This window comes from Christiangramia sediminis (genome assembly GCF_020552705.1).
GTDB classification, from domain to species: domain Bacteria; phylum Bacteroidota; class Bacteroidia; order Flavobacteriales; family Flavobacteriaceae; genus Christiangramia; species Christiangramia sediminis.
Genome location: NZ_JAJBZG010000001.1, coordinates 915,230 through 933,908 on the forward strand (window position 1 = coordinate 915,230; position 18,679 = coordinate 933,908).

The following is an 18,679-nucleotide window of genomic DNA, read 5'->3' on the forward strand; positions in this document are numbered from 1 at the left end:
TAAGTCAAACTGTCATCAAAACTAATATTCACTAATTTTGAGAAGTTGTTTAAAAGCCCTGATAAATAAGACTTTCAGTTTTATTTCAGATTTTCTATTTCAATTATTCAATTCCTATGCCACGCTCAATGTAAATTAATTTTTCAAAAGTGTAACAAATGGAAAACAAGCACCTCTTTATAATAGAAACCAAGTTTTAATTGACACCAACCATCACACATATTAAAGACCTGGTAGAACGTTGTCGTTATGGCGATAAACGTGCTCAAATGGAAATTTATGATCGGTATTACAAAGCGATGTACAACACTGCTTATCGTATAACTGGTCATTCGGCTGAAGCTGAAGATATTTTGCAGGAAGCTTTCTTAAGTGCTTTTACCAAAATTGAAAGTTTTAAGGAAAATTCAACCTTCGGTGCCTGGTTAAAGAGAATTGTGGTGAATGAAAGTCTCACTGCTTATAAAAAGATCAACAAACTGGGAGAAGTAAGCTACAATGACGAGTTAAAAAATGAGGTGGATAATGATGGGATCTCTTTGGATGAAGATGATAAAAACAACGCTAAAGTTCGTTTAATCCTGAAACAGATCAAGTCTCTTAATGATAATTACAGGCTTGGTTTGACTTTGCATCTGATTGAAGGATACGACTATGAAGAAATTTGTGAAATAATGAATATTTCTTACGCTAATTGCCGAACGATGATCTCCAGGGCGAAAGAGAGCTTAAGAAAAAAATTAATGGATCATGAAAAATAATGACTTTGATAAGCTTTTCGAAGAATTAAATTTCGACATCGAAGAGCCTCATACCGGACATAAAGAACGCTTTTATAAGAAACTTGAAGCCAGGTCTTCCAAGAAGCCAAAGTCTAAAGGAAAAATCAGGAATATCCTGACGCCTGTTTTTGCGATAGCGGCCAGTTTCCTTTTAGCATTTTTTCTGCTGGGTGATTTTATTGGCCAGGGTAATTCTGCTAAGAATTCAGATCTGGCAAGCATCTCTCCCGAGATGAAACAAACCCAGGAATTCTATACCAGCGTGATAAGCAGAGAACTTAAAAATCTGAATGCTGAAAAAACTCCGGAAACCGAAGCCATTATTAATGATGCATTATTACAAATGGACAAATTGGAAAAAAGATACGGGGAACTTAAGAAAGACCTTGTAAATAGCGGAAAAGACAATAGAGTTATTTATGCTATGATCCAGAACTTCCAACAACGAATAGACCTGTTGAACAACGTATTGTCCCAAATTGAAAATATTAAAACACTAAAGAACCAAAATCATGAAAACAATATTATCTAGTATCTTAATCTTTGCGGTGCTGGCACCTGGATTACCTTATTTTGATGCTAATAAAAGCCCTGAAGTATGTATTATCGAAAAAAATGAATTCGACGGCAAACATACCCGGGAGAAAAAAATAAAAAAAGAGTTCAATGTTAGCGCCAACTCCAATCTTAGTATTGATAATTCCTACGGAAATGTAGACCTCACAACCTGGGATGAGAATCGCGTGGTCATTGAAGTGATCATCAAGACCAATGGAAATGATGAAGAGAAAGTTCAGGAGAAACTTGAAGAGATCAACGTAGATTTTACTCAGTCATCTGCCGGCGTAAGTGCAAAAACAAGGTTTTCTAAGGAAGAAAGATCCTGGTGGAAAAGTTTAGTTGGCGGCTTTGATAATGTAAATATGGAAGTGAACTATATTATTCGCGCCCCGGAAAGAAACAATCTTGATATCAGCAATGATTATGGTGGAATCTATATAGATAAAACTACCGGAAACGCTAAGATCTCCTGTGATTATGGAAAAATGGATATAGGTGAGTTGAGGGGAAGATCTAATTACCTAAATTTCGACTATACCCGAAGCAGTAGAATTGGGTATGTAACCAATGCCGAAATCAATGCAGATTATTCAGATTATGAAGTTGAAGAGGCAGAAGAATTACTTATTAGTGCCGACTATTCTAAATCTAAAATCGGGAAAGTCTCAAAAATGACTTTCAATTGTGATTATGGAAGTGTTGAAATTGATAAGGTAAAAGTGCTGGAAGGAAATGGAGATTACCTTACCACCAAAATAAACCGTGTATTTACGGCATTAGATCTTAACCTGGATTATGGCTCGCTTTCCATAGAAAAGATCATTAAAGGCATTCGCAAGGTAGAGATCAATACAGATTATGCCGGTGTTAAACTGGGATTCGACCAGGAAATGAGCTTTCAATTTGATGTGAGAACATCTTATGGAGGTATTAAAGGATTAGAAGACCTGGAAGTTCAGAAAAGAGATCAACAAAATAGCAGTAATTCTGTTTCCGGGTTTTATGGCTCTCAGAATAGTGATACTCAAATAAATATATCTACCAGTTATGGTAGTGTGAATTTTAATAAACAATAATCAATCATCAAATAACTAAATCATGAAAAAATCATTTTTATTTCTTGCAGCCTCTTTGATATTCATAACCACCGCCTGTGCCCAATGGGGAGGAGAAAAAATTAAAGGGAACGGTGATATGGTCACAAAAACCAGGAATGTAGGCTCCTATGATGGCGTACAGCTAGTAGGCTCCATGAATGTAGAATTAATTTCAGGCAGTGAAGGAAACCTTAAAATTCAGGCTGAAAGTAACCTTCAGGAATATATAACTACTGAAGTAAAGAACGGAAAACTTAAGATCTCAACGAAAGAAGGTTTTAACCTTCACCCCAAGGATGATATTCTTATTATCGTGCCAGTAGAAAGTATTGAAGAGGTTTCGGTAACCGGTTCAGGAGATATCTGGACAAAAGACAGGCTTAAATCTTCAAATATGAAGGTTCAGGTTACCGGATCTGGAGATCTTGTTCTTGATCTGGAAGTAAAAGATCTTAAAGGAATGGTTACAGGCTCTGGAGATGTAAAGTTAAGAGGAAAGAGTCAGAATTTTGAATGCACAGTAACCGGGAGCGGAGACTTTGAAGCCTATGATCTACAGGCTGAAAATGTTGAAGCCAGGGTTTCAGGTTCAGGAGATATTATGGTTTATGCCAGTAACTCTTTAAAAGCCTCAGTTTCCGGCTCAGGAGATATTGTTTATAAAGGAAACCCTGGAAAACAGGATTTTAAAACCAGCGGCTCTGGTAGTGTATCTTCGCATTAATCAATTTCAAATGTATTTTAAAACCTGCCATTGTGCAGGTTTTTTTTTATTCCTGAATTGTTCGTTTAGGCACACGCATTAATAATATTACTCCTGCAATAAAGAAGATTACCAGAAAAAGTATGGCGTTTCTTACACTGCCAGTTTTCTGGGCTACGAATCCATATAGAGACATCCCTATAACGATCCCGATCTTTTCGGAAACATCATAGAAACTGAAATAGCTTGCTGTATCTACAGCATTCTCGGGTAACATTTTTGAATAGGTAGAACGTGAAAGTGATTGTATTCCTCCCATGACCAATCCTACTGAGGCAGCTGCGAAATAGAATTGAACCGGAGAAGTAATAAAATAAGCATAACCGCAGATCGCGATCCAGATTAGGTTAATAAAAATTAAAATCTTCACATCCCCATATTTTATTGCCAGTCTTGAAGTTAGCGTCGCTCCTGCAACTGCAACCAGCTGAATCAACAAAATGCTCACTATAAGACCCGTGGTGGGATCCTGATCACCCCACTCCAGTTCTTCAATTCCGAAATAGGTAGCAATCAACATAATGGTCTGTACAGCCATACTGTAAACAAAGAAGGCGAGTAGATATCGTTTTAAAATTTTGTTCTTTTTAATAGAATTCCAAATTCCTCTTAGTTCCTTAAAACCATTAAAAAGTACATCATTGGTAAGCTTCGCTTTTTTATTTCCTTTAGGTAAATAATAATAAGTATACTGGCTAAAACCTATCCACCAGATCCCGGTAAGTACAAAAGACAGGCGGGTAGGAAGGCCTTCATTTTCAAAACCAAACCAGTCATATTTTAGGATCATCACCAAACATACTATCAAAAGAATTACACTTCCCACGTAACCAAGGGAGAAACCTTTTGCACTGGCTTTATCCTGCTGATTTGAATAAGCAATATCTGGTAAATAAGAATTATAGAATACCAAACTGGACCAAAATCCTATGAGTGCCAGGAAATAACAAAGTAAGCCAAACCATAAATATTCCAGATTAAACCAGAACAACCCTATACATGAAGACGCACCCAGATAGCAGAAAAATTTCAGAAAATTCTTCTTATTCCCAATATAATCTGCAATTCCAGATAAGAATGGACTTAAGAGGCTCACTACTAAAAAAGCCCCTGCGGTGACGTAACTTATAAGCGTATCATTATTAAAATCAATTCCTAAAAAAGTAACAGTATCGTTTATTTTATTTCCGTCAGCATCTTTAACAATTGTAAGAGCTCCATAAAATATGGGAAAGATCGCAGAAGATATTACCAGGCTATAAACTGAATTAGCCCAATCATAAAAAGCCCATGCATTAATAAGCTTTTTACTTCCTTTTGGTAGTTGGTTCATGCTCTAAAAATAGAAAAAGCCACCGAATTTGGTGGCTTTTCAAATTTATTTTTAAGCTATCTTATTTAAAACTGGTAGTCCCGTATTTTTTTGCTTCCGCAATAGCTTCCGGTGCCCATTTGGTAAGATTATTAATTCTTGTTTGGGTTGAAGGGTGAGTACTCAAAAATTCCGGTGGAGCCTGGCCCCTGCTGTTAGCCTGCATTCTTTTCCATAACTCAGGAGCTTCACGCGGATCGTATCCGGCAATAGCCATCATAGTTAATCCTACTCTATCAGCTTCAGATTCATGACTTCTACTAAATGGGAGCATCACTCCTACTGTTGAACCCAAACCATATGCCTGAGCAAATATTTGCTGGGTTTGCTGACTTCTTCCGCTCACAGCAACTGATCCGGCTACAGCGCCTAATTGCTGTAATTGTGCGGCACTCATTCGTTGCGCACCATGGTCTGCAAGCGCGTGGGCGATCTCGTGAGCCATTATTGTTGCAAGTCCATTGGTGTTTTTGGCTTCATCAAGAATTCCCGTATAAACCACAACTTTCCCACCTGGCATAGCAAATGCGTTCGCCTGATCATCTTTTACAAGGTTGAACTCCCATTTGAAGTCGTTCATAAAACCCTGGTATCCGTTTGCATTCAAATAACGTTCTGCAGCAACTACGATATCTTCTCCTAGCTTTTTAACCATTCTGGAATCTTCAGTTCCACGCACTACTTCCGCTTCATTAAGAAACTGATTATATTGTTCAAAAGAAGCCGGGAATAGTTGATCGTTAGAAACAAAATTCAGATTCTTTTCGCCGGTAAAAGGATTTGTCTTACATGCTACCATGAGCATTAAAACACTTAAACATACAAAGGCACTTCTTAACTTCATGATTTTTGGTTTTAGATACCTAAAAGTACAAAAGCTGGGTTACCGCTATTGATGGTTTAAGTATGATTTAACACTAACTAGACTTTCAAAAATAATACCATTGTTGATATTTGCAGTATATACAAGGTCTCCACGGCCAATGGGGACTAGTGTTAGAAAAATTATAATAAAATGAGGATTTCTTAAATATGCCTAAAAAAACTAAAGATAATACACCTGTTCAAAGACTGTTAGTGCCTTCATATATACTAGTAATATCAAAACTTTTAACTAAAATATCGCCATTTCTGGCAAGTAGATTTGCAGCCAAACTTTTTCTTACTCCCTTTAAATACAAATTACCGCATAGAGAAAAAGAAATGGATTCAAATTCAGTTCAGAAAAACGTAATGGTGCCTAGCATGAATCGAGAGATCGTTACCTATGAATATGGTCAAGGCAGGAAAAAAATACTTTTGGTGCATGGGTGGAGTGGCAGAGGAACCCAACTGGCACGAATTGCCCAGGCCTTAAATGATAAAGGTTATATGGTGATTAGTTTTGACGCTCCCGCTCACGGTAAAGCCCAGGGAAAAATGAGTATGATGCCTTTCTTTATTAAAGCCGTTCATTTTCTTGATGAAGAATATGGTCCTTTTGAAGCCCTGGTAGGTCATTCCCTTGGCGGCATGTCTGCTTTGAAGGCAATTAGCAACGGACTAAAAACCAAAAAGCTGGTGATCATTGGTACCGCAAATAATATTACGGAGATCACCCAGCACTTTGCCGAAAATATGAAAATGAATCATAAAGTCGCTGCAAAAATGAAAAAGTATCTTGATGAACGATTCAACGAAGACATGGATACCTTATCTGGCGCCAGATCTGCGGAAAATGTAAGGATTCCCACCCTGGTGATACATGACGAAAAAGATGTGGACGTTAAAGTTAATTCAGCTTACGAAATACACGAAGCCCTGGAAAACAGCGAATTAATGATCACTAGCGGTCAGGGGCACCGCCGAATTTTAGGAAATCCAGAAGTAATTAACAAAACAACAACTTTTATAGCGGCACAATCTTTGTAATTTTAGGGAAAAGATTACTATGAAAAAGATACTCCTATTTAGCCTGCTCTCAGCTTTTCTGATGAGTTGCAACGGAAATGCTCAAAAAAAATCCAATAAGGATTCTTCAGAAAATTATGAAGTAAACAAGACGGAAGCAGAGTGGAAAAAAGAACTCAGCGCGGAAGAATTTGATGTCCTTAGAAATGCAGCTACCGAGAGGCCGTTTTCCAGTGAACTTAATAATATAAAAGAACCGGGAACATTTGTGTGCGCTGCTTGCGGAAATGAACTTTATAAGACCGAACATAAATTTATGAGCGGAACTGGTTGGCCAAGTTTTGACCGTGCTATCGAAGGCGGCGTAGCTTATGGAAGTGATTCAAAATTAGGTTACCAGAGAGATGAAGTGCATTGCGCTAAATGTGGAGGACACCTGGGTCATGTATTTAACGACGGTCCTAGAGAAACCACCGGAAAAAGACACTGTATCAATGGTGTAGCAATGAATTTTCTTCCTGAAGAAAAATAATTGCTGGTTATAAAATTATAAAGCATTATGAAAAAATATAAGATAGAAAAGACCGAAGAAGAGTGGAAAAGGGAACTTTCACCTGAACAGTACCGGGTGCTTAGAGAGAAAGGCACTGAAGCTCCAAATTCGGGAAAATACAATTTACATTTCGACAAGGGTGAATACAAATGTGCGGCCTGTGGCGAAAAACTTTTTGAAAGTGATTCCAAATTTGAAAGTGGCTGTGGATGGCCAAGTTTTGATGAAGCTATTGAAGGAAAAGTAGAATATATTCAGGACAGAACCTTTGGAATGCTGCGCACAGAAATACTTTGTTCCAACTGTGGAAGCCATCTTGGCCATGTTTTTGATGATGGCCCTACAGATACCGGCCAGCGTTACTGTGTAAACTCGGCTAGTATTGAATTTAAAAAATAATTAAAACCAATTTATCATGAGAAAATTTTTATCATTTATAGTATTAGCAAGTTTATTTTTCGCTTCATGTTCTTCCGATGGTGACAGAGGGCCACAAGGTCCTCCTGGAGAAGATGGAATTAACATAGTAGGACAGGCTTTTGAAGTCACCGGTGTTAATTTTAATGGTCCTGAATATTCAGTATTCGCTGAAATTCCTGCAGGTATTGAAGTACTTCCTACAGACAGTATTTTAGTATACTGGCTGGAAGATGTTGATGATGACGGTAATGACATCTGGAGTTTAATTCCTCAAACTATTTATTTTGATGATGGTCAATTCCAGTATACTTACAATCATACAGATTTTGATGTAAACATCTTTTTACAGGGCAATATAGATCTGGCGACACTTGGCGCACGCTACACGCAAGACCAGGTTTTTAAGGTAGTTGTGCTTCCGGTAGATTATGCTGCAGATGCAACTATTGACGTAAGTAGCTATGAAAATTTGAAAACATCAGTAAATATTAAGGAATCTAATATCAAAGCTAAAACATATAAATAAATTCAAGTCTTGAATTTATTAAAGCCTGTATACTCAATACAGGCTTTTTTTATGCTTTTATCCTGGAACTGTAACTTTCAGTTTAGGGTTTAATTCCTTAAATTCGCAAACTCTATAACAGATTCAAAATATTCCGAATATGAGTAAATACGATATTATAGTTTTAGGTAGTGGCCCGGGCGGTTATGTAACTGCGATACGCGCTTCTCAATTAGGTTTTAAGACCGCAATTGTTGAAAAAGAAAGCCTTGGAGGTGTATGTCTTAACTGGGGATGTATTCCCACTAAAGCCCTTTTAAAGAGTGCCGAGGTTTTTGATTATCTGAAACATGCGGAAGATTATGGTTTAAAACTCGAAAAAGCCGATAAGGATTTCGGGGCCGTAGTCAAAAGAAGCCGTGATGTGGCTAACGGAATGAGCAAAGGTGTTCAATTCCTGATGAAGAAGAACAAAATCGATGTTCTGGAAGGATTCGGAAAATTAAAATCTGGCAAGAAGGTAGAAGTTACCGATAAAAAAGATAAGAAGACAGAATACCAGGCTGATAATATCATTATTGCTACCGGTGCAAGATCAAGAGAATTACCAAACCTTAAACAGGATGGTAAAACTGTAATTGGTTACCGTGAAGCAATGACCCTGGAAAAGCAACCAAAATCTATGATAGTGGTTGGTTCAGGAGCTATTGGCGTGGAGTTCGCGCATTTTTACAATGCAATGGGAACTGAGGTAACCGTGGTGGAATTCCTTCCGAATGTGGTGCCATTAGAAGATGAAGAGGTTTCAAAACAATTTGAAAGAAGTATCAAAAAGGCCGGAATCAAGGTAATGACCAATTCTTCCGTAGAAAGCGTGGAAAAGAAGGGTGGAAAAGTTATCGCTACCGTGAAGACCAAAAAAGGTGAAGAAAAACTGGAAGCTGATGTGGTACTTTCTGCCGTAGGTATAAAAACTAATATTGAAAATATAGGTCTGGAAGATCTTGGGATCAAGACAGATAAAGATAAGATCGTGGTAAACGATTTCTATCAGACCAATGTTTCCGGAGTTTACGCTATCGGTGATGTGGTACATGGTCCTGCTCTGGCTCACGTAGCCTCTGCTGAAGGTATTCTTTGTGTTGAGAAGATCAAGGGAATGGATGTTCAGCCACTGGATTATGGAAATATCCCAGGTTGTACGTATGCTACTCCAGAGATCGCTTCAGTTGGTATGACTGAAAAGCAGGCCAAAGAAGCCGGTTACGAGCTTAAAGTTGGTAAATTTCCTTTCTCTGCTTCAGGTAAAGCGAAAGCCGCAGGAAAGTCTGACGGATTCGTAAAAGTGATCTTCGACGCCAAATACGGAGAATGGTTAGGTTGCCATATGATTGGTGCCGGAGTTACAGATATGATCGCTGAGGCTGTCTTAGGAAGAAAACTTGAAACCACAGGTCATGAAGTGCTAAAGGCTGTTCACCCTCACCCTACCATGAGTGAAGCCGTGATGGAAGCTGTTGCAGCTGCTTATGACGAAGTGATACACCTATAGACGTTAGACGTAGTAATATAAAAAAACCGCATTCAGAAGAATGCGGTTTTTTTATTTGTCATTTCGACCAAAGGGAGAAATCTCTTTTAGGCTTGAATCTGAATGTTGTTTTTAAATAAAGTATAGAACTATTATCAGATTTCTCAGTCGGTTCCCTCCTTCGAAATGACGGGGTCGAAATATGCGTTATTATTTAGGAATAAGATCACAAAAACAGAATTCCGTATCCCAGGCTCTTGAATCATCCTGAAAACAATTATCATCCTCTTTTCCCGAAGGCTTATAAGATCTTCTAACCTTCTCTCCTATTTCAAATTCAACAGGCGAATTAAAGATAGGTCCGTCAAAAACAAACGTATGAAATTCCCCATTTTCACCACAGGGATCAACGTTATCTGGTAGTTCCTTTAGAAAATCATGATCTATGATTCTTCCACAGAAAGAATCTTCTAAATATTTTGAATTGGTGCAGACGATAATCGCTTTAAAGCCCAGATCAATAAATTCTGATATAAGTTCTTTCGTATTCCTTTTCCATAAAGGAAAAATAGCCTTAAGACCAACCGAATTCAATTGCCCTTCCCGATACTCTTTGAGGTCTTCCAGAAAAATATCTCCAAAGACACTATGGGTAAAACCTTCTTTTTTTAGAGAATCTGTCGCCGCTTTCATTTTGGAATTATAATCTTCCATACTAGTATCGGAACTTAGCTCTGAGATCATAAGCGACAGACCAATTTTTTCAGCTTGCTGGAGAAGAAGCTCTTTTCTAACGCCATGCATGGTCACTCTGTCTACATCTGTATTTAAGGTGGTTAGAAGCTTTTCGACCTTATAATTAGTTTGTTGATTCGCATAATAAAGAGAAAGCGCCGCGTCTTTCCCACTACTCCAGTTTAGATATGCTTTAGTCATTCTTATCATTTAAAAAGCTCTGGATAGCCAGATCATAACTTTGCAATCCAAATCCAACGATAATTCCTTTCGCGATAGGCGATATATAAGACTTATGACGAAACTCCTCTCTGGAAAATGTATTGGAAATATGAACTTCAATTACCGGAATATCTATAGCCGCTACGGCATCCCCTATTCCAACGGAAGTATGAGTATAGGCTGCAGCATTCAGAATAATACCATCAAAATCTTTATTTGCTGCCTGGATCTTATCGATCAATTCTCCCTCAATATTAGTCTGATCAAAAGAAAGTTCGATATTTCTGAATTTGAATTGCAGTTCTGAGAAATAATCTTCAAAACTCTTTTTTCCGTATTTTTCAGGTTCTCGAGTTCCGAGCAAATTAAGGTTTGGTCCGTTAAGTATAAGTAGCTTCATACTGTAAATGTAGCAAATTGTGAATATTCGTCAGATAATATAACGGACTGAAAATTTAAAATTTGGTTTTGAAACCTAAACTTAGGGGCTGAAGCGGTATTAACTGAACTGGCTCAAAATCCTCATCGGGCGAAGTATTATACAAACTATAAAAAGATCGTGCTTCTACTTGCATTTTTTTGGTTACGTCATACCCCAAACCTCCGTTGAGTCCAAAATCATAAGTTCTCCTGGATTCTATATCTGTTGTAATAATTGTTTGCATTCCTCCCAGCATATAAATGTTGGAATCTCCTAAATAATATTTAAAGGTATACCCAAATTCATTCAATTTCAAAGTTGGTGTATTTAAATGGAGATATTCAGGACGAAGAAATAGGCCAGGAGTAAAATTTTCAAGACTGTATAGTCCGTTATATAAACCGGTATTAAAACGTTTAATTTCTTTATTTAGCTGAATAGTGGAAGCATCATTTTTTAAATATTTATGATCCTGCCTTAAAAGGCTATTATTTTCAGTTTCCTGAGAAAGAGCGGAAAAAGAAAATATCATTACAAGAAGAACGGTCAATCTGAAAGCCATACGGTTATTTTTAAACAAATTATTAAATAAAAAACTTTAACCGGTCTCCTTTAAAAATATATTAACGTGTAGGCATAAAAAAAGCGAAGATTTAATCTTCGCTTTCTTATTCATAGGTGTGTTCTAAAAATCTAGAACTGAAATCCTACTCCCAGTTGAATTCCATTATTTTTGATCGCGTCATCATCAAAATTATCACTATCGAATGCGTCGGTAAATCCTAATACATATCTACCATTCAAAAAGAAACCATTATTGAATTTGTAAGAAGCACCCACGGCACCACCAAATTCAAAAGTACTGGCCAATTCAGAATCTGTTTCAAGGTCCAGATTATTACTTTCAAAATCGTATTCTTCTTCTACAAGAAAATTAAAAGAAGGACCAGCTTCTAGAGCTAAACCGTCGATAACGTAAAATTTAGCGATTACCGGTACCTGTACATAATCCAGTTGATATTCACCTTCAATTCGCTCTCCGCGAAAAACTCTTCTTGCTTCTGTTCCCTGTGTAGAGTATAAAACCTCTGGCTGAACCGAAAATCGTTCGCTTACCGGTATTTCAGCAAGAACTCCAAGGTGAAAACCGGTTCTGCTATTATTTTCCTCAAATCCGCTGGAGGTCATATTGGTGAAATTCACACCACCTTTTACTCCAAAGTTCCAGTATTCCTGTGCATTAGAAGATGCACCGAATCCTATGATCGCAATTGCTACTAATAAAAATGTCTTTTTCATCATTTTCCGTTTTTGTTTGGGTCAAAAGTAGGACACAACTTGTTAAAAAAACGTTAGTCAAACCTAAAGTATTATTAAGACTGCTATGTCTATATTATTATCTTTAACACATGAAATGGCAGAATGCGCTACAGGATTATCGTCACTATCTAAAGCTGGAACGCGGACTTTCAGCAAATTCCATTGAGAATTACAGCTTGGATGTGATTAAATTGATGAAATATCTTGACGTTAATAAAATTGAAGTAAGTCCTACTAAAATTTCAGATAAGAGCATTCAGGAATTCATATACAGTGCTTCAAAAAGTTTGAATGCGAGGTCCCAGTCCAGGCTAATTTCAGGTTTAAGAAGTTTTTTCGGTTTTCTCATATTTGAAGATTACCGAAAGGACAATCCTCTGGATCTTATGGAATCCCCAAAGATCGGCAGGAAATTACCCGATACCATTTCTATTGCAGAAGTAGATAAGATCATCGCAGCTGTAGACCTTAGCAAGTTTGAAGGGGAACGAAACAGGGCAATTATTGAAACACTGTATGGTTGCGGATTAAGAGTTTCAGAATTAATTGATCTTAGAATATCAGATCTATTCTTTCAGGAAGGTTTTATAAAAGTTACCGGAAAAGGAGACAAACAGCGTTTTGTTCCAATTTCAGAATACACGATAAAATTCATCAATATCTATAAAGACGAGGTAAGAAATCATCAGGATATCAAACCGGAAGCTACAGATACCCTATTTCTAAACCGCAGAGGAAACAGGCTTACCCGGGCTATGATCTTCACCATCGTTAAAAGACTAACTGAAGCTGCTGGTATCAGGAAAAAAATTAGTCCGCACACTTTTAGACATTCCTTTGCGACGCACCTGCTGGAAAATGGAGCCGATCTTAGAGCAATTCAGCAGATGTTAGGCCATGAAAGCATCACTACAACCGAAGTTTATGTTCATGTAGACAGATCGCATCTTAGACAGGTCATGGAAGACTTTCATCCCAGGAAATAGGTATTAAAATTCTGCTAAACCAATCTCATTCTTTTCCACACCGATGCATAATTCTTAACTTCATAGAAAATTGAATTATGAAGAAATTGAAATTTAAGAACGGAGATACTATGGATGCCATAGGTCTCGGAACCTGGAAGTCTGAAAAAGGAAAAGTTACTGAAGCGGTAAAGATCGCCCTAAATAACGGATATAAACACATCGACTGTGCCGCAACCTATGGCAATGAAGCCGAAGTAGGTGAGGCATTTTCTGAAGTTTTTAAAAAGGGAGACGTAAAAAGAGAGGATATTTGGGTAACTTCTAAATTATGGAACAATGCGCATAAAAAGGAAGATGTTATTCCTGCGCTAAAGCAAACCTTAAAAGATCTGCAACTGGATTACCTTGACCTATATCTAATGCACTGGCCGGTGGCCTTTAAACCGGATGTAGGATTCCCTGAAAAAGCTGAAGATTTTCTTTCACTCGAAGAAGTTCCTTTAATTGAAACCTGGAATGAAATGGTGAAAGCCAAAGAACAGGGATTGGTTAAACATATAGGGGTCTCAAACTTTAGTATTCCAACCCTGGAATCTTTAATGAAAGATACAGATTATATTCCTGAAATGAATCAGGTAGAGCTTCACCCCTACTTACAACAAAATAAACTTTTAGAATTCTGTAGCAAAAATGGAATAAACGTAACGGCTTATTCCCCTTTAGGAAGTGGTGATCGACCAGATGAAATGAAAGCTGCAGATGAAAAATCTTTATTGGAAAATCCGGTCATCGTAAAGATCGCTAAAAAGCATGGCGCTTCAGCGGGACAGATTCTTATTAAATGGAGCGAACAAAGAGGTACGGCAGTGATCCCGAAATCTACGAATGAAGAAAGGATCAAACAGAATCTAATGAGTGCCGGATATCAACTTGATGAAGATGACATGAAAGAAATTGCTGATCTTGATTATCACTTTAGATATGTGAATGGTAAATTCTTTGAGCTGGAAGGAAATTCGTATGAGAATATTTATGATGATTAATAAATAACTTTCTTGTCATTTCGAACTGAGCAAAGCGAGGTGAGAAATCTGTAAATATTAGATTTCTCCCTTTGGTCGAAAAGACATTACACAAAAAGGCCGTTCAAATTGAACGGCCTTTTTTAACTATATATAACTAACAACTAAAATCTATTTGGCAACATTAACCGCCCTGGTTTCACGAATAACCGTGATCTTCACCTGACCTGGATAGGTCATATCTGTTTGTATTTTCTGAGAGATCTCAAAAGAAAGGTTAGCAGCTTTTTCATCTGAAACCTTCTCGCTTTCTACGATTACTCTTAATTCTCTACCTGCCTGGATCGCGTAAGCTTTCTTAACCCCTCCAAAACCAAAGGCAATATCTTCGAGATCTTTCAATCTCTGAATATAAGAATCCAGCACCTGTCTTCTTGCTCCCGGCCTGGCTCCGCTAATCGCATCACAAACCTGGACGATTGGAGACAATAATGAATTCATCTCTATCTCATCATGGTGAGCTCCAATGGCATTACAAACTTCCGGCTTCTCACCGTGTTTTTCAGCCCATTGCATACCCAAAATTGCGTGAGGCACTTCTGTTTCGGTTTCTGGTACTTTACCAATATCGTGGAGTAAGCCGGCACGCTTGGCAAGTTTAGGATTCAATCCTAATTCAGCAGCCATCACCCCACAAAGTTTAGCAACTTCCCTGGAGTGTTGCAATAAATTCTGACCGTAAGAAGAACGATATTTCATTCTACCTACCATTTTGATCAATTCTGGTTGCAAACCATGAATTCCAAGATCGATCACCGTTCTCTTACCGATATCGATAATTTCTTCTTCTATTTGTTTGCGGGTCTTTTTCACTACCTCCTCGATTCGGGCAGGGTGAATACGACCATCAGTTACCAGTTTATGCAGGGATAATCTTGCTACCTCTCTTCTAACGGAATCAAAACAGCTTAAAATGATCGCCTCCGGAGTATCATCTACGATGATCTCAACTCCTGTGGCTGCTTCCAGCGCTCGAATGTTTCTACCTTCACGACCAATAATCCTACCCTTAACATCATCACTTTCAAGGTTGAATACAGAAACGCAATTCTCGATGGCTTCCTCTGTTCCAATTCTCTGGATGGTATTAATGATGATCTTTCTAGCTTCCTGCTGTGCAGTAAGTTTAGCTTCTTCAACTGTATCCTGAATAATAGACATGGCATCTGCCTTGGCCGTATCTTTCAGAGATTCTATAAGCTGTGCTTTAGCATCTTCAGCAGATAGACCTGAAATCACTTCCAGTTGCTGCACCTTACTATTGTGAAGTTTATCGATCTCTTCCTGTTTCTTGTCAAGGAAATCTAACCTATGGTTGTAATCTGCAACCTTCTCCTCTAGATCCTTATTAAGTTTTTTATTCTTTCCGAGCTCATTAGAAACATGAGACTCTTTATCTTTTATTCTCTTTTCAGCATCATTGATCTTCTTGTCCCGGGAAAGGATCACTTTCTCATGTTCTGACTTTAGCTCAATGAATTTCTCTTTAGCCTGAAGAATTTTATCCTTCTTGATACTTTCACCTTCCGCCTTAGCTTCTTTGATTATGCTATTTGCTTCTTTCTTAGCACTTGCGATGGTATTGGAAGCCTGCTTTTTTTCGAGCATCTTTGCGATTGCAAAACCCAGTGCCAGACCAACCACTGCGGCAATAATTATAGTTAGTATTTCCATTAGTTATTGTTTAGTATATATATAAAAAAAGCCTGTATTAGTCAGGTTTTGTTATAAACTCCTTTAAATCAAGTTTAGGATTAACAAGTTGATCAAGAATCCGCTCTCCCAAAAAGGGACACGGCCCGCTTTTACAACTTAGACTCATCCTTTTTAAAAGAATCGTGTTGAGTTTATCAAAAAAGCACTAATACAGGCAGTAACCTTATTTTATTTAAAGAACTTAAGAGGTTAAATGCTGTTGCAGCAAGTCGTTAAGTGACCTTAACTTCTCTTCTGCTACAATCATTTCGCTCGAATTATCAATATTCTTTTGCTCGGTTTGGGCAGCGAACTGCAATGCACACATTGCCAGAACATCCTGTTTATCCCTTACCGCATAGCTTTGCTCAAATTGTTTGATCATCGCCTCGATCTTTTTTGCCGCCTTACGCAAACCTTCTTCCTGACTAGGCAGAATGGTTAGCGGATATACGCGGTCTGCAATCGATATTTTGATCTTCAGTTTATCTTCCATCACGTCAAATTATTCAGATAACTGAACTATACATTGATCTATCTCTCTGATCAAACTGTTTATTTTAAGCTTCGTTTCTCTTTTATGGTCGGTACTGCCAAGCATCGCATTCGCAGCTTTTAAAGTCTGAACCTGTTCCTGAGAAGTTTGTAAATTTACTTCCAGTTTTTCATATTCAGCTTTTACAGAGGTCAATTCTTCCTGAAGAGATTCGTTGGCCTGCTTCATAACATCGTATCTATGAAGTAGCTTGCTGATTCTATTCTCAAGGTTATCAACTATTTCTGTAATTTCACTCATAAGCGCTAAAACCGATGTGAACCCTTACAAAGTTAACATACGCTTTGTAATATCCCAATACTTTTTTAGGTGTTTTAAAATAATAATCAACAATCTCAATAATTCTCTGTGAACAAGCTGTTTAATTTTGAGATAAGTTTGATTAACTTTACGGCAGGTTTAATACAGAATACCCTAGATTTATGAAGAGAGCAACAAGCCTACTGTTTCTTATTTTATTTTCAACGTTACAAGCACAAAATTCCCTCCCACAGGATTACTTTCATAATCCCCTGGATGTTCCAATAGTTCTTGCGGGAACCTTTGGAGAGTTAAGATCCAATCATTTTCACAGCGGCCTGGACATAAAAACCCAGCAACGCGAAGGCCTGGAAGTAAAAGCTTCAGCGGCAGGATATATAAGCCGGATCAATATTCAGCATTATGGCTATGGAAAAGCTCTTTATATTCAGCATCCCAATGGATATACCACGGTATATGGCCATCTTCAGAAACTTGCCCCTAAACTTAAAGAGTATCTTAGAAAACAGCAATACGCAAAAGATTCTTATGAAATAGAACTTTTTCCTGAACCCGGGGAACTTGCTGTGGAACAAGGCGAATTGATCGCATATAGTGGAAATACCGGCGGCAGCGGCGGGCCGCATTTGCATTTTGAAATACGTGATGGAAGTCAGCGACCCATGAATGCTCAAATGTTCGGACTCGATGTTCCTGATAGCAAAAAACCTATGATCGAAGGTCTATTTGCTTATCCTCTTGGTGAAGATGCCCATGTGAATAATTCTCAGGAACGTCAAAAATTAAGATTGATCCCTTTAAATGATGGCACCTATACCGTTAACCAGGTTGAAGCTTGTGGTGAAATAGGCTTTGGTATCTCTACTGTAGATCAACAAGATGGAGCTTATAATCATAATGGTGTTTTTAAAATTGAAGCAAATCTCAATGGAGATCAGGTTTTCGTGGCTAACTTCGATAAATTTTCGTTTGCTGAAACCAGGCATTTGAATCAGCTTATAGATTATGAGTACTATGCCAACCATAAAAGCCGCGTACAAAAGCTTTTTAGAACTCCTAACAATCCATTGAGCATCTATGGAGAACTTAGTAATGAGGGTATGTTAAATGTCAAAGACAGCCTCGATTACCAATACACCATAAAAGTGACCGATTTTAAAGGGAACGAGAAATTAGTTAGAATCCCTATCAAGGGCCAGATCAGTGATAATATCAAAAAAAGAGATAAGAAAGAAACTGAATATTTAGCCAGTGCCAGTAATGGACTTTCTGCTAAAGGAGATAAAATAGATGTATATATCCCCGGCGGAAGTTTATATGAAGATGCTTACCTGGATATAAATTTTAGTGGAGATACTGTTGAAGTGCATAAAGACGAGATCCCTGTACACAAAAATTTCACCATTGGTTTTGACGTTAGTGATTATCCAGCGGAAGAAAGAGAACAACTATTCATCGCCAGACTTTCAAATTACGGCCGACCAAATTATTCCACCACTTATAAGAAAGGTAATCGTTTTACTACCGGCACAAGAAGCTTTGGTAAATATACCCTGGCTAAAGATACTACAGCCCCAAGCATTCGTCCCGGAAATTTTTATGATGGCCAATGGATCTCGAATAACGAAACCCTGAAAGTAAAAATTTCAGATGACCTTTCAGGAATTGAAGCCTATAGAGCGACGGTAAACGGGAAATTTATTTTGATGGAATATGAGTATAAGAACAATACGCTTACGCATTATTTCTCAGATGATGTTCTTACTGAAACTGAGAATGATCTAAAGGTGATCGTTACCGATAATGTTGGTAACACTAATACTTATACGGCGAAGTTCTTCAGGAAATAAAAAATAGATTTTATTAGGCTAGTACTAAGGTTTCGAAGATCTGGTTAAATTTAATTCTAGCCACGATTCACGAATATTTTCCGGAAGTTACAATT

General features: G+C 37.8%; 21 protein-coding genes and 1 other RNA gene. 12 read left to right on the top strand and 10 right to left on the bottom strand.

Annotated elements, in window-relative coordinates:
- The first annotated feature begins 200 nt into the window (after positions 1-200).
- From LGQ90_RS04275 to LGQ90_RS04290, 4 genes are read left to right on the top strand one after another with little or no spacing between them, the layout of a single operon-like run.
- Positions 201-761: an RNA polymerase sigma factor gene (locus LGQ90_RS04275; protein WP_229338439.1), complete on the top strand. Its 561-nt coding sequence runs from the start codon at positions 201-203 to the stop codon at positions 759-761.
- On the top strand, positions 751-1,314 hold the full coding sequence (locus LGQ90_RS04280) for a DUF4179 domain-containing protein (RefSeq protein WP_229338441.1): 564 nt from the start codon (positions 751-753) through the stop codon (positions 1,312-1,314). Before LGQ90_RS04275 ends, LGQ90_RS04280 begins: the two co-directional genes overlap by 11 nt.
- Positions 1,295-2,419 (top strand): DUF4097 family beta strand repeat-containing protein, encoded by a 1,125-nt coding sequence (locus tag LGQ90_RS04285; protein ID WP_229338443.1) that lies wholly within the window; start codon positions 1,295-1,297, stop codon positions 2,417-2,419. Before LGQ90_RS04280 ends, LGQ90_RS04285 begins: the two co-directional genes overlap by 20 nt.
- 22 nt (positions 2,420-2,441) lie before the next feature.
- Positions 2,442-3,164, top strand: a complete 723-nt coding sequence (locus LGQ90_RS04290; RefSeq protein ID WP_229338445.1) for a head GIN domain-containing protein — start codon at positions 2,442-2,444, stop codon at positions 3,162-3,164.
- Positions 3,165-3,210: 46 nt separating this feature from the next.
- Here the strand turns inward: LGQ90_RS04290 and LGQ90_RS04295 are convergent, their stop codons facing one another.
- Positions 3,211-4,536 (bottom strand): MFS transporter, encoded by a 1,326-nt coding sequence (locus tag LGQ90_RS04295; protein WP_229338447.1) that lies wholly within the window; start codon positions 4,534-4,536, stop codon positions 3,211-3,213.
- 61 nt (positions 4,537-4,597) lie between these two features.
- Positions 4,598-5,419, bottom strand: a complete 822-nt coding sequence (locus LGQ90_RS04300) for a M48 family metallopeptidase (RefSeq protein WP_229338449.1) — start codon at positions 5,417-5,419, stop codon at positions 4,598-4,600.
- Between the two features lie 188 nt (positions 5,420-5,607).
- On the opposite strand from LGQ90_RS04300, the gene LGQ90_RS04305 reads away from it, so the two are divergent.
- From LGQ90_RS04305 to lpdA, 5 genes are all read left to right on the top strand, one after another.
- Positions 5,608-6,486, top strand: coding sequence for an alpha/beta fold hydrolase (locus tag LGQ90_RS04305; protein WP_229338451.1), 879 nt, complete (start codon positions 5,608-5,610; stop codon positions 6,484-6,486).
- 19 nt (positions 6,487-6,505) lie between these two features.
- Positions 6,506-6,997 (top strand): peptide-methionine (R)-S-oxide reductase MsrB, encoded by a 492-nt coding sequence (gene msrB, locus LGQ90_RS04310; protein ID WP_229338453.1) that lies wholly within the window; start codon positions 6,506-6,508, stop codon positions 6,995-6,997.
- 27 nt (positions 6,998-7,024) lie between these two features.
- Entirely contained in the window at positions 7,025-7,417 is a 393-nt protein-coding gene (gene msrB / locus LGQ90_RS04315) for a peptide-methionine (R)-S-oxide reductase MsrB (protein ID WP_229338455.1), read from the top strand.
- Between the two features lie 16 nt (positions 7,418-7,433).
- Positions 7,434-7,964: a hypothetical protein gene (locus LGQ90_RS04320; RefSeq protein WP_229338457.1), complete on the top strand. Its 531-nt coding sequence runs from the start codon at positions 7,434-7,436 to the stop codon at positions 7,962-7,964.
- A gap of 139 nt (positions 7,965-8,103) precedes the next feature.
- Positions 8,104-9,495, top strand: coding sequence for a dihydrolipoyl dehydrogenase (gene lpdA, locus LGQ90_RS04325; RefSeq protein WP_229338459.1), 1,392 nt, complete (start codon positions 8,104-8,106; stop codon positions 9,493-9,495).
- Positions 9,496-9,684: 189 nt separating this feature from the next.
- Here lpdA and LGQ90_RS04330 read toward each other — a convergent pair whose 3' ends face one another.
- From LGQ90_RS04330 to LGQ90_RS04345, 4 genes are all read right to left on the bottom strand, one after another.
- A complete protein-coding gene (locus LGQ90_RS04330; RefSeq protein ID WP_229338461.1) occupies positions 9,685-10,410 on the bottom strand; it encodes a Dph6-related ATP pyrophosphatase in 726 nt (241 codons plus the stop codon).
- Complete coding sequence (aroQ, locus tag LGQ90_RS04335; protein WP_229338463.1) at positions 10,403-10,831, bottom strand: type II 3-dehydroquinate dehydratase; 429 nt, start codon at positions 10,829-10,831, stop codon at positions 10,403-10,405. Before aroQ ends, LGQ90_RS04330 begins: the two co-directional genes overlap by 8 nt.
- Positions 10,832-10,886: 55 nt before the next feature.
- Positions 10,887-11,414 carry a hypothetical protein gene (locus LGQ90_RS04340; protein ID WP_229338466.1) on the bottom strand — a complete coding sequence of 176 codons (528 nt, stop codon included), beginning with the start codon at positions 11,412-11,414 and terminating at the stop codon, positions 10,887-10,889.
- Positions 11,415-11,545: 131 nt separating this feature from the next.
- Positions 11,546-12,151, bottom strand: coding sequence for a porin family protein (locus LGQ90_RS04345; protein ID WP_229338467.1), 606 nt, complete (start codon positions 12,149-12,151; stop codon positions 11,546-11,548).
- Positions 12,152-12,261: 110 nt separating this feature from the next.
- Here LGQ90_RS04345 and xerD point away from each other — a divergent pair, with 110 nt between their 5' ends.
- Positions 12,262-13,158, top strand: coding sequence for a site-specific tyrosine recombinase XerD (gene xerD / locus LGQ90_RS04350; RefSeq protein ID WP_229338469.1), 897 nt, complete (start codon positions 12,262-12,264; stop codon positions 13,156-13,158).
- A gap of 77 nt (positions 13,159-13,235) precedes the next feature.
- Entirely contained in the window at positions 13,236-14,183 is a 948-nt protein-coding gene (locus LGQ90_RS04355) for an aldo/keto reductase (RefSeq protein WP_229338471.1), read from the top strand.
- 150 nt (positions 14,184-14,333) lie between these two features.
- Here LGQ90_RS04355 and rny read toward each other — a convergent pair whose 3' ends face one another.
- The 4 genes from rny to LGQ90_RS04375 all read right to left on the bottom strand — a co-directional run bounded on the left by rny (position 14,334) and on the right by LGQ90_RS04375 (position 16,713).
- Complete coding sequence (gene rny, locus LGQ90_RS04360; RefSeq protein WP_229338473.1) at positions 14,334-15,896, bottom strand: ribonuclease Y; 1,563 nt, start codon at positions 15,894-15,896, stop codon at positions 14,334-14,336.
- Between the two features lie 55 nt (positions 15,897-15,951).
- Positions 15,952-16,069: non-coding RNA, 6S RNA (gene ssrS / locus LGQ90_RS04365), on the bottom strand.
- A 50-nt stretch (positions 16,070-16,119) separates the two neighbouring features.
- Positions 16,120-16,413: a cell division protein ZapA gene (locus LGQ90_RS04370; RefSeq protein ID WP_229338475.1), complete on the bottom strand. Its 294-nt coding sequence runs from the start codon at positions 16,411-16,413 to the stop codon at positions 16,120-16,122.
- A gap of 9 nt (positions 16,414-16,422) precedes the next feature.
- Positions 16,423-16,713 (bottom strand): hypothetical protein, encoded by a 291-nt coding sequence (locus LGQ90_RS04375; RefSeq protein WP_229338477.1) that lies wholly within the window; start codon positions 16,711-16,713, stop codon positions 16,423-16,425.
- 182 nt (positions 16,714-16,895) lie between these two features.
- Here LGQ90_RS04375 and LGQ90_RS04380 point away from each other — a divergent pair, with 182 nt between their 5' ends.
- A complete protein-coding gene (locus tag LGQ90_RS04380; RefSeq protein WP_229338479.1) occupies positions 16,896-18,584 on the top strand; it encodes a M23 family metallopeptidase in 1,689 nt (562 codons plus the stop codon).
- Positions 18,585-18,679: the final 95 nt, after the last annotated feature.